Here is a 12,465-nt window from a genome sequence, read left to right as displayed (position 1 = left end):
TTTATTTACTTATTTAGTTTTACCCATTTACCTTGTTTTTATATAAAAAAATAAGCCCAAGGGCTCATCAATATGATTTTCGTTTAGATGAAGATTGTATCCCCATCTCTTCCCTGTATTTTGCAACTGTTCTTCTCGATACTTTAAGCCCTTCACTTCCGAGCTTATCTGCAATTTGCTGATCTGAATAGGGCTTTTTCTTATCTTCATTTTCAATTATTTCTTTTATTCTGCCTTTTATCTTTATTGTAGCTATTTCTTCTCCGGATTTGCTCTGCATTCCCCTGGGGAAGAATCTTTTAATTTCAAACAATCCCTTTGGCGTTTGAACATATTTTCCTTTTATTGCCCTGCTTACGGTTGATTCATGCAAATTTGTGGCTTCAGCAATCTGGTGCAGGGAAAGTGGTTTTAACTCTTCATCCTTTTCAAAAAAATCCATTTGATATTCTACAATGGCTTCCATAACTCTTTTTATAGTTTGAGTTCTCTGTTCAATACTCTTGATGAGCCAAAGGGCTGAGTCCAGCCTTTCCTTAATAAACTTGTATTCAGGTGAATTTTTGTCTTTTATAATTTTTTTATACAAATTGTTAATTCTTAAATCGGGTATATACTCTTCATTCACTGTAACTATATACCTATTATCAATCTTTTCTACGATAACATCAGGTACAATATACTTAACAGTATCCGATGAATATGCAACTCCTGGTTTAGGCTCAAGCTTTTTTATAATATCTATATATTCCGAAGCCTTTTCCACTGTTATACCATTTTCCCTTGCAATTTTAACAACTCTACCCTCTGCAACATCCTCAAGCATATTTAATATTATATTCTCCAATATTTTATCACTATACCCTTTATTTCTAACTTGTATAAGAAGACATTCGGATATATTTCTTGCACCTATTCCAGCAGGTTCGAAGGTTTGAATTAAATTGATCATTTTCTCTGCTTCCTGGTAAGTAATTTTAAATTTTTCAGAAATGTTTTCCGCGTCTATAGTTAGATAACCATTTTGATCAATATTATCGATTATATATTCTCCTACCTTTAAAAGCTCCTTATCGAGAACCAGCAAATTAAGCTGTTCCTTTAGGTATTCCCAAAGCGTTTCCTCCCTGACAACAAAATTTAAAGGAGAAACATACTCTTCATCCTCATCAGGCTGATAATAGCTTTCTCTATCATCATTGTACAAGTCAATCAAATATTCAACCTTATCATCGTCATTTTTGTTTTCCTGCTCAGGATTTTCCTTTTCTACCGCTTCAAGCATAGGGTTTTCAATAAGCTGTTCCTGAATGTATTCCCTAAGTTCAAAAGATGTCAGCTGGAGTATTTTAACTGCCAGTTGAAGCTCCTGAGTCATTATTAATTTTTGTTGCTGCTGTAAATTCAAGTTAAAATCAAGTTTCATGTTTCATCCCCCGCGTATATACAAATATTACTCCATATGTTTTCTGAATCTGTCTTAATTATATCATATTAAAAAAATTCTAACAAATTTATTGTAATGAAAACAAAAATAAATCATAAAAAAACACTCCCGAAGGAGTGTTAAGGAGCGTTTTATCTTTCACCTTTAGTATACGGCACACCATCTGCAGCAGGTGCAGTAGTTTTTCCAACAAAACCTGCAAGAGCGATCATTGTAAGTATATATGGGAGTGCAGAATAAAATTGATATGGTATAGCCCATCCAAATCCCTGTGCTACAATCTGGAAAGCATCAGCGAATGCAAACAATATGCTTGCCCACATTGCACCAAAGGGTCTCCATCCTCCAAATATCATGGCAGCAAGGGCAATGAAGCCTCTACCGCTTACCATACCCTCTCTAAACAGATTTGTTGTTCCGAGGGACAGTGAAGCTCCTGCAAGACCACCAAGGGCACCTGATAATATAACACATAAATATCTTATTGCATAGACATTAACACCAAGGGTATCAGCCGCCTTTGGATGCTCACCAACTGCTCTTATTCTCAATCCTAATGATGTCTTATACAAAATAAAGTAAGTTACGAACACAAGTATTATAGCCATAAACACATACCAATTTAGCTCACTTAAGAAGCCGCCAATAACAGGTATCCCTCTCATAAAGGCCTTTGGATAGGTCAATGCATTTACACCATCCGTCTGACCCTGTCTGTTGAACAAAACAAGAAGCAAATAGCTTGTTAGTGCGCCAGAAAACAGATTTATGGCAACACCTGAAACTACCTGATCAGCTTTCAAATGTATGCTCAGGAAAGCATGTATTGATGATACAATCATTCCAGCAATTATCGCAAATAATATTCCCATTGCTGGACTTCCTGTTTTATAGGAACCATAAACACCAAAAAAAGCGCCACAAGTCATAATTCCATCAAGCCCTATATTAACAACACCGGATCTTTCAGAAAATACTCCGCCAAGTGAAGCAAGTATAAGAGGCGTAGCCTGACGTAAAGTAGCTGCCATGAGTGCAACTACAACTGGTAAACTTGCATTATCCATTTATCATCGCCTCCTTCTTTCTCTTTTCTCCTATCCATTTATAAATATAATCTGCAGCAACAAATATTATTATTATGGCCTGAATTAAAAACACAATCTGCTTAGGAATATTTACAAGCTGAAGGCTTATGGCACTGCTGTTCAAAGCTCCAAAAAGTATTGAGGCAAATAAAACTCCAACGGGATGGCTCTTTGCAAGCAGGGCAACAGCAATACCGTCGAAACCATAACCTATAAATCCAGTAAGCTCCATAGCATTGTGTTGAATGCCAGATACATAGATTGCTCCGCCTAAACCCGCAATACCACCTGATATTACCATAGCAAGAATCATATTCTTTTTAATGCTAATGCCGCCATATTCTGCTGCATATGGATTAAGCCCAACTGCTCTTATTTCATATCCAATCGTAGTCTTCCAGAATAAGATGTAAACGAGTGCTATTAAAAGCAAGCCAATAAATAAACCTGTGTTCAATCTATTGTTTTCTCCCAAAAATCTCCACAACATCGCCGACGGCCTAATTTCTGGGGTTGAAGCAACACCAGGTTTGTTTAAGGGTCCCATAACAATGTAATTTGACAGATACATTGCTATAAAATTCATCATTATGGTATTTACAACTTCGTTAGTACCAACCTTTGCTTTAAGATAACCTGGAATTCCACCCCAAATTGCTCCGGCTAATATACCTCCAACTATAATTAAAGGGATATGTACTATGGCTGGCAATCCAGAAATTAAGCCAAGTATTGCTGTAATCAATACACCAATTGTAAATTGTCCTTCAACTCCTATATTAAATAGTCCTGTTTTAAATGCAACCGCATTTGCAAGGCCTGTAAAGAGAAGCGGTGTAACATAAACAAAAGTTTCAATAAGGCTATCCTTGCTTCCAAAGCTTCCATTCCAAATAGCTTTAAAAAGAAGGGAAGTACCTTCAAAAAATCCTACACCTCTTCCCCACACTACAAACAATACTGCAACAAACATTGCAACAATAATTGAAATAAGTGGGAAAAGCAAAGTCCTATAAGTAGACTTTAAAACATTCAGAAGGCTGTTATGTGAATTATTAGCATTTGCTGTCATACTATCCCTCCTTCTTTTTTATTCTTGAGGCTACCTCCAGCCATTAAAATGCCCAGTTCATTTTCAGTTGCATTTTTGGCATCCAGTATTCCAACTATCTCTCCATCGTAAATAACTGCAATTCTATCTGATAAATTGAGAATTTCATCAAGCTCTAATGAAACAAGAAGAACTGCCCTACCCCTGTCTCTTTCCATAACAAGCCTTTTATGAATATACTCAATGGCCCCTACATCAAGTCCTCTTGTGGGCTGAGCTGCAATTAAAAGCTCAGGATCCTTATTTATCTCTCTTGCAGCAACCATCTTTTGCTGATTTCCACCAGAAAGGGCTGAAGCCATAACTTCTTCGTTTGGAGTTCGGACGTCAAAATCCCTTATCAATGTTCTGGCATACTCCTTTATCCTAGCATAGTTCATCATTATGCCCTTTGCAAAAGGAGCTGCATAATGCTTACCAAGTACGGCATTTTCTGCAAGGGAATACTTAAGTACAAGTCCTCTTTTATGCCTATCCTCAGGAATGTGAGCTATACCCGCTTCAATTATTTCCCTGGGGGATTTTCCAGTTAAATCCTTCCCATTTAATATAAATTTACCGCCAGTAGACTTTCTTAGCCCTGTTATAACTTCAATAAGTTCTGATTGTCCATTTCCATCTACTCCTGCAATTCCCAGTATCTCCCCCGATCTAACTTCAAGGTTGACACCCTTTAATACGGGAAGTCCTCTGTGGTCCTGTGCTCGCAAATCCTTTATTTCTAATACGACCTTGCCAGGTTTAGCAGGGGCTTTATCAATCTTTAGGCTAACCTTTCTTCCAACCATCATTTCAGCAAGTCTGTCTATGCTGGTTTCACTCGTTCTAACTGTGTCGATAACCTTTCCCCTTCTAACAATTGTTACCCTATCGCTCATACTCATGACTTCTTTTAACTTATGAGTAATAAGTATTATCGATTTGCCTTCCTTTACAAGGTTCTTTAGTATGACTCCTAATTCCTCAATTTCCTGTGGAGTTAGTACTGCCGTAGGTTCGTCGAGTATTAAAATATCAGCACCCCTGTAAAGTGCCTTTAATATCTCTACTTTTTGCTGCTGTCCTACAGTTATATCTTCAATTATAGCCTCAGGATCAATTTTAAAGCCGTATAAATCAGCTAGCTTTTTTACATCTTGAATTGCCTGCTTCATGTTAACAGTTATACCTTTTTTAGGCTCTTTACCAAGTATTATGTTTTCAGCAACAGTAAAATTATGAACAAGCATAAAATGCTGATGAACCATACCTATTCCAAGCTTAATTGCATCGCCAGGCGTCTTTATGTCAACCTTTTTACCGTTAACATAAATTTCACCAGAATCTGGCTGATATAAACCGTATAAGATATTCATCAGAGTTGTTTTGCCTGCTCCATTTTCTCCAAGAAGTACATGTATTTCACCCTTAGCCAGTTCGAAATTTACATCATCGTTTGCTCTTACACCTGGAAAAACTTTAGTTATTCCACGCATTTCAACAACTTTTTCCATTATCCATCCTCCTTTAGGATTCGGTTTAAAAAAGCTAGATGCATAAGCATCTAGCCTTTGATTACTTTATTTCCGGAGCTTGGAATGCTTTAACATCTCCTGGTTTTGTAGGAACCTTGATTGTACCATCAACTATAGCCTTCTTATACTTATCAGCTAAATCAAGCACATCCTTTGTTACAGCTGGATTGATAGTATTTGAAATCCCAACGCCATCTTCCTTAAGTCCAAGAACTACGACCTTTCCACCCTGGAAGTTGTTTTCTATAAGATCCTTTGATGCAGTATAGGTAGCAACGTCAACTCTCTTCATCATTGAAGCAAGTATTATATCAGCCTTGTCTGGAACTGTAAGAGCCTGATCTGAGTCAACTCCTATGGCCCAAACTGTTTTACCACCATTCTTTAATTCTTTGGCAGCATTGAATAATCCTATACCTACACCACCAGCAGCATGATAAATAACATCAACGCCTGAATTATATAATTGTTTTGCAAGCTCATACCCCTTATTAACGTCGATGAAGTTTCCTGCATATCTTACATTCTTTCTGTTTATAAGGTCTTCTGCTGCTGCAGGGTTAACAGCCTTAACTCCAGCTATGAAACCTGCTTCAAACTTCTGAATGAGTTCCATATCAACGCCGCCTATGAAGCCAATTTTATTAGTCTTAGTCATTTTGCCTGCTATAACACCCATTAAGAATGAACCTTCTTCTTCCTTGAAGTTGATTGACATTACGTTTGGCTGTTCAACTACTGAGTCGATTATGGCATACTTCTTATTTGGGTTAGCCTTAGCTACTGCATCCATAGCATCATGCATCTTAAATCCTACGCCAAACACCAAATCATTACTTTGAGTAAGAGCCTTTAAATTTGGTTCATATTGGTCTGCCGCCTTTGATTCAAGAATTTGAGGTGTAACTGTATATTCCTTCGAAATTTTGTCTAAACCAGCAATAGCCGCGTCATTAAATGATTTATCTCCTCTTCCGCCTTCATCCGTGGCTAAACCGATCTTTTTGTCTGTCTGCTTTCTGTTATCTGTAGTTGCGCCACCTCCTGGTTGATTAGGCTTTGCACAGCCAGCAAAAAGGCCTGCAAAAAGAACCACTGAAACGAGAAGTGCCAGAATCTTTTTCATTAATACTCCCCCTTTAATGTGTTTTTAATTTTAAATAAACTTCTAGCAATTATTTATTCTACAAATTTATCGAAATTCCTGCTAGAAATTTATTTTTTTTTTGCACAAAAATAGGCACAACAAATTGTTGTTACTTTATTCAATAATAATATACGATATTTTCGCAGTTTTATGCAATCAGTTGGCAATCTTTTTTTTAAAATTTAACATAAATCTAATATAACCAAGTATGTTCATTATACTATATAACTAATGATACAGGGCTGACATCAATCTATGATATATATGATGATTTTTTCAATATACTTATGGCTCTGTTTACATCTTCCTCAGACACAAGCACAATGGGACCGGTGCATCCCATACCGCTTTCTGAATATATGCCGTTTTTCCAGAGTTCTTTTGCAGCATTTTCTAGTTCTAGAATATCAATACCTTCAATTGAATAAGTCACAACCTTCTTCGGTGGTACAGCAATTTCTTCACTTTTTTCTTTTTTCTCCTGCTGATTTAATTTTTGAATTATCTCTCTGAGTCCTGCCCTGTTAGCCTTTTCAAATTCTTTCTTCGATATTTCCATTATCCTGTTTTGTGCACAGTCAGCACAAAATCTCAATGCTTCACAAACAAGTGATGCCCCTGAGGCCCTCGATATGATTGAAATAAGCCTATTGTAACCTTCCCCTATTCCAGGACCATATCCATATCCAAGGCATTCATAATCCCCTCCCGTTGTAAAGGAAGAGAATATTTTTGTTAAGAGGTTTCCCGTTAATGTATCTGCAACCATTACATCCGCTGTTCCAGCAAGTAGATCGTTTCCCCTCATAAGACAGCCTCCATCTTCCCTTATCGATTCTGCAAAGTTGATTTTATATCCCCTTGCATCCAGCTCCTTTAAAAAACTTTCAATCTGCCTTGCCCCATCTACGTTTAAAATTCCTACCGAAGGATCTTCAATGCCGCAGGCCTTTGCAGTTATTATTCCATACAGAACGTTCCTAGCCATACCTTCTACCCTGTTAAAAGCAGAAATTCCAGTTGTTGTGGCAATAAAAACTTCTTTGCCTTTCCCAGGTGTTATAACTCTTCCAACCGTTGAAACTCCAATTGGAAAGTTATAATGCTGGGTTACACATCCATCTATTTCCCCAGAATCTAAAAGCTTTTCCATAAGGCTATGTCCTTCTTCAATGTTGGTTATCCCATATATTTCAAGGCTCGTATTAAACTTTGGCCCAATAAGTACCACTTCAAAATCTCCATATTTTCTGGTTGCCATCTCAGCGGCTTTAACAAGCTCATCTACCCCATGCTCACTTCCAAGAGTAGTTAGCCCTATTCTAACTTTTCTACCAAAGCTTCCACTTTTAATTCCATCGGCAATTTCATTAAACACTTCTCCTATTAGCCTGTTTATATTTTCTCCTGACATGGTTTCACCTCCTATTTTTGAAATAGATAGGAAGCAAATTCCTTCATAGCATCCGCCACCATATTCTTGATTTCTTCCTTTGAAACTGTTTTTTCTTCTGTCTTTCCAGGGTTCTTCTCAACTATAAAGGAAACACCATCAAAAAGGTTTGTCATTCTTCCAAGGAAAAGACTTCCCTTCCCAATAACCATAAACCTCGTGATTTCACCATTTAATATTTTTTCTCTTCCATGTCCAATAATCGGAACTCCTGACGGTACATGCCCCTGCGTTGGTGCATATCCAACATATCCATGCTTTTTAACAAATTCAGAAAGTTTTGACTTTTCAAGTTGGCCCTCCTTAACAGCAAGCGCACCAATCATCTTATAATTAGCCGTCGGCACATCCCCTGCACCCGCCGGTTCTGTAACCTCGGGATTTTGCATTTCTGGGGCATAAACGTCGATATCGTTGAATTTTAAACCCGCCCTTTCAAGGGGGGATGCAACTATGGCCTCTATAACAGCCTGTGGTGAAGCTCCGGCCCCAATTGTATGCCTTCCAGCACAATCCGTTCTTATTACTGGATTTATCCCATCGTTTTCAGATACGAGTATAGCAAATCCTCCAAGTATATCTTCCATAATAGGCATTCCCTTTTTAACATGATCCCTTCCGTTCATTCCAAGCTTCGCTAAAGATCCACCTGCTACAACTAAAACATTCTTGAACACTCCTGATTGTACGAGGGAGGCAGCATTTAAAAGTGCATGTGTCGGTGCCGCACAAAAACCTCTGATATCGCATCCGGTAGCATTTTTAAGGCCTGCAACTTCCCCTATTGCCTTTGCAAAATTCCCTCCTCCCCTCTGGTTCATATCTCCGCATGCCTCCTCGGAACATTCAATTATATAATCTATGTCATCTTTATTTATTCCAAACTTATCAACAAGATGGAGAACTGCAAGTATCCCTGAGGCTTTAACAGCCAGATTTTCTATCATTACGTGAGCTGTAAGTGCTTTATCAAATTCATGTGCCCTTTTTACACAGCCAACGAGCCTGCCATTCATATAAAGCCCCTCTGCCCCTAAGTTATCAACGGCTTTCTCTATTTCCTCTATTTCTACACCGTTTCCCAGTTTGACAGAGAAGCCTTTAAGAAGGTTATGTGCTTCAAACTTGATTTTTACATTTGCTGTAAAACCCTTCTCCAGAAGGACAAGGTCAAAAGCATCAGATATCTTCATGAGCCCATAGAACTCATCCTGGGGCATTATTTCCCCAAACTTTCCAAACCTTGAAGCGCCTTCAATTTTTTTGTCATACCATGGCCTTGCCATTTCTCCAAGTTCTATAGGGTCAAAATTTCCTATATAAGTTTGATTTGCAGGGTATGCCACAACATCATCAAAGGCCCTTAAGTGTTCAGGAGCTTTCTTTAAGTATTCTGAATCAGGATTTGTTTCTCTCTCAAGGGTCTGAGTTGTCCCATTGTGAATGACCATGTCGGGAGCATTAACAAGTATATAGCTTGCACCCTTTATTACAGGGAACATATTTACACCTCCAAAGGATTTATATAATTTTAGGGGGATAATCATCCCCCTCTGTACTATTCTTCAAATACTGTTTGGTCGCCAACTGGTGTTTGAAGTGCCTTGAGGGCTCTTTCTACAAGTTTTCTTCTTAATGCCTTTTCCTCTGCCCGCGATAGGTTTGGATTTCCAAGTGGATGTGGAATAGCAACTGTAGGTACTATTCTATTTGCTCCAACTGTCTTTGAAATAGGAACAATCGTACACATATGAACAACAGGAAGCCCCGCCCTTTCAATCTCCTTTACCATGGTTGCACCGCAACGCGTACAGGTACCTCAGGTGGAAGTTAAAATCACGGCATTAACCCCATCTAATAAAAGCTTCTTTGCTATCTCTGCACCGAATCTTTTAGCGTTGGCAACCGATGTACCATTCCCTACAGTGGCATAGTAGTATCTATGAAGGCTACCTATCCTGCCTTCCATTTCTAAATCCCTTAGTACGTCGACCGGAAGCACCCTGTCTGCATCCATGTTGGCATATACCGGATCATACCCTCCGTGTGCTGTTTCAAATGTTTCCCCGGTTAAATCAAAAACTCCTTCTATGTCGTATTCACCATATTTAGAAGCACTTGATGCCTCAATCCTGTCTGGATTGCCCTTTGGTACAATTCCACCGGACGTTACAAGGGCAATTTTTGCCTTTGTAATATCTTGAACAGGTGGATTTGGGATAACTCTGTCAAATTCAGGCATTTTGAACTCCGTTAAAAATGCTTCTCCTTTTATTTTCTTGATGAGCATGTCAACTGCTCTTTTTGAGCCTCTCTCCCCGGCAAAATAATTTACTCTAATTCCTCTTTCAACATATCCCTCATCTGCCGGTGAGCCAATTCTTTCCCCCTTTGCAAGCTTGAGAGCCATAGCAGCCATCTTTAAAACCGCATCCCTCATACCTGCCGCGCTGTTCTTTGTGGATATAATGTATATATCCCTTCTGAACATTTCAACTCCAGGGTTTTCAACGTACATACCCGTCACAACGGGAATACCAAGTTCATCCTTAACAGCTTTGGCAATTGTACCGCATGCTATACCGTATCTTCCTGCATTAAATGCGGGTCCTGCAATAAATATATCAGGATAATATTTTTTGACCATATTAAGTATTTCAGCCTTAGCCTTTGCTTCGTTTTCAGCAAAATATGAATCGCCACAAATAATTGTGGCTACAATTTCTGCCTCACCCCTTAGGGCCTGTTTAAAGGCCATTCCCGGTCCTACAATACCCTCCCTTATTTGAGGTGGTATATGGGCCTTTTCTTCTCCACCTATCTGACCAAAGAATTGGTTTATATAATGGACAATTCGCATCACTGGCAATCCCCCCCGGTGGATTAATCTTTAAACTGTGTATATTGTTCCCTGATTGAGCCAACTTCCTGTTTAATTGCATCAACATCAAGAACCATTTCCATCAATCCGCACTGTTCATCATAAACTTCAGGATCAAATTCATTCCTTACTTCATCCTCAAGAACATGATATACCATAAGGCCAAGGGAAATCCCAGCCAATGGGCCTGCATAGGTTGGGTCACCGGCTGTTACGGTTTCTGCTGAAAGGCCAGCAGCCTCAGCCTCTGCACCACCGAGTAGAACAACAATATTTTCAGCACCATACTTTTCAGTCAGGTCCTTGACTCTTTGTTGGATCTCCAGATCCATAGCACCGGCAGCCGTTCAAACGAAGCACTCTGTCGAGGCAAAAACAACGTCAGCTCCTGCGCTCTTTGCGCATGCTTCTATGGCTGGTCCTGGAACGCCATCCCTGTCTCCAATAGCTATAACCTTTTTCCCCCTTAAAATCATTACAATACCTCCCCATTTAAACTAAAATGTTTTAGTAGTTAGATATCCAAATCCAACTTCACTTGTAGCACCGGTTATAACCTGTATTTCCGCTTCAATTGATCCATCAGCCATCAGCGATCCTGCAAATCCCCCAGCAATTATATCTGCAGCATTAGGATGTCCGATAACTTTTTTCATTGGAGGCAGTATCACAATTTGATTTGCGTTACCTGCCGTAATAACGGCATCTCCCCTTGGGGTGGAATCTGCAAGGGATTGTGATGCCCCATCCCGTCCTGCATATTCATCGGTTAAAAGGACGGTCTTTATTCCCTTTTCCTCTATCCTATTGCAGTTCATAACAAGATCAGCATCCGGGTTTCCAAAGCCTTCCTCTGAGATGATAACTGCATCTGCACCCAGGAATTCAACGAGCTTTGCGGTATAATTTGATGATCTTTCCTTATCTGCAAGATATACGTTTTCGTTGGTAATAACGCATCCAAGGAAGTTTATATCCTTACCATGCCTCTCATACAAATCTTCTATTATTGGATTATTCATATGAACATAGGTTGGATTCTTATCGCATGCAGATACACAGTTGCCGCTGACTATTGCACCATCAAATACTTCAGTTGGGTATATAAAAGTTGGAATAATCTTCTTTGCATCGACTCCATACACATATGTGTCATGCAAAAGCCCCTGGCTCTGAAGCATATATACATAAATCACCCTGGGCAGCTCAGGATACTGCTTAACCTGTTCAAGTAGTGGAAGGGTTTCATAAACCTTAACCTCATCGGGTGAAATGTCCTTTCCCGCCTTTCCAAGGTATGCTGCAGCTTTATAACCAGCAATCCTTACTGCCTCTTCATGCTCATGTTGAGGTAAATCATCAACTGGTTCACAAATTATAACTATGTTGTTTGTTTTTGAGAATGGAGTGTATTTTGCTCCCTCTCCTGCCATATCTATAATCCCTTCCTGAAAGCCAACAATCCTGCCCGTAGTAACTACTGCTGTTCCCTTAAGCACATGTGTCCTGCCGGAGCCTACGGTATCAACTTTTGAGATGAATCCTGGAAAGATTCCACCATTTCCTTCAACTTTAACTCTTGGCTCAATTACATCCTTAACAGGAATAATCCTTACTTCCTCGCCGGGTTTTGCTATTTCGACATCGATATGTTTTAGTCTTTCGTCTTCCCCTATTTCCTTAAGCAGCTCCTCCCTGTTGATAAAAAGTGTGCCATTTTCCACCCTTGTTTCTGATGCGAATTGTACATCCTTAATATAGATTTTCCCCAGTTCCAGACGCAAAACCTTCACCTCCCATATTTTCTCCAATCCCTTTAGCTAA

10 protein-coding genes are annotated in these 12,465 nt (G+C 39.1%); all 10 read right to left on the bottom strand.

What is annotated here, in order from left to right; all coding sequences use genetic code 11:
• Positions 1-67: 67 nt before the first annotated feature.
• Positions 68-1,426 (bottom strand): RNA polymerase factor sigma-54, encoded by a 1,359-nt coding sequence (gene rpoN, locus EDD71_RS12145; RefSeq protein WP_133629010.1) that lies wholly within the window; start codon positions 1,424-1,426, stop codon positions 68-70.
• A gap of 152 nt (positions 1,427-1,578) precedes the next feature.
• Positions 1,579-2,514, bottom strand: a complete 936-nt coding sequence (locus EDD71_RS12140) for an ABC transporter permease (protein ID WP_133629009.1) — start codon at positions 2,512-2,514, stop codon at positions 1,579-1,581.
• Positions 2,507-3,607 (bottom strand): ABC transporter permease, encoded by a 1,101-nt coding sequence (locus tag EDD71_RS12135; RefSeq protein WP_133629008.1) that lies wholly within the window; start codon positions 3,605-3,607, stop codon positions 2,507-2,509. The genes EDD71_RS12140 and EDD71_RS12135 overlap by 8 nt, the downstream gene beginning before the upstream one ends.
• Positions 3,604-5,139: an ABC transporter ATP-binding protein gene (locus EDD71_RS12130; protein ID WP_133629007.1), complete on the bottom strand. Its 1,536-nt coding sequence runs from the start codon at positions 5,137-5,139 to the stop codon at positions 3,604-3,606. Before EDD71_RS12130 ends, EDD71_RS12135 begins: the two co-directional genes overlap by 4 nt.
• A gap of 61 nt (positions 5,140-5,200) precedes the next feature.
• Positions 5,201-6,286 (bottom strand): BMP family lipoprotein, encoded by a 1,086-nt coding sequence (locus EDD71_RS12125; RefSeq protein ID WP_133629006.1) that lies wholly within the window; start codon positions 6,284-6,286, stop codon positions 5,201-5,203.
• Positions 6,287-6,560: 274 nt separating this feature from the next.
• Positions 6,561-7,721 (bottom strand): glycine/sarcosine/betaine reductase complex component C subunit alpha, encoded by a 1,161-nt coding sequence (gene grdD, locus EDD71_RS12120; RefSeq protein WP_133629005.1) that lies wholly within the window; start codon positions 7,719-7,721, stop codon positions 6,561-6,563.
• A gap of 11 nt (positions 7,722-7,732) precedes the next feature.
• Complete coding sequence (gene grdC / locus EDD71_RS12115) at positions 7,733-9,262, bottom strand: glycine/sarcosine/betaine reductase complex component C subunit beta (protein ID WP_133629004.1); 1,530 nt, start codon at positions 9,260-9,262, stop codon at positions 7,733-7,735.
• A 56-nt stretch (positions 9,263-9,318) separates the two neighbouring features.
• The gene (grdB, locus tag EDD71_RS12110) at positions 9,319-10,620 is read right to left on the bottom strand and encodes a glycine reductase complex selenoprotein B (protein ID WP_423244830.1); all 1,302 of its coding nucleotides are present in this window, start codon (positions 10,618-10,620) and stop codon (positions 9,319-9,321) included.
• Between the two features lie 23 nt (positions 10,621-10,643).
• Positions 10,644-11,117 carry a glycine/sarcosine/betaine reductase complex selenoprotein A gene (gene grdA, locus EDD71_RS12105; RefSeq protein WP_133629002.1) on the bottom strand — a complete coding sequence of 158 codons (474 nt, stop codon included), beginning with the start codon at positions 11,115-11,117 and terminating at the stop codon, positions 10,644-10,646.
• Positions 11,118-11,138: 21 nt separating this feature from the next.
• Positions 11,139-12,425 carry a glycine/sarcosine/betaine reductase component B subunit gene (locus EDD71_RS12100; RefSeq protein ID WP_133629001.1) on the bottom strand — a complete coding sequence of 429 codons (1,287 nt, stop codon included), beginning with the start codon at positions 12,423-12,425 and terminating at the stop codon, positions 11,139-11,141.
• Between the last annotated feature and the right edge of the window lie 40 nt (positions 12,426-12,465).

The sequence above is a fragment of the Fonticella tunisiensis genome (assembly GCF_004364155.1).
In the GTDB taxonomy this organism is placed as follows: domain Bacteria; phylum Bacillota; class Clostridia; order Clostridiales; family Caloramatoraceae; genus Fonticella; species Fonticella tunisiensis.
Note: the sequence above shows the minus strand (reverse complement) of the source record. Positions and strands in the feature narration are given on the sequence as shown.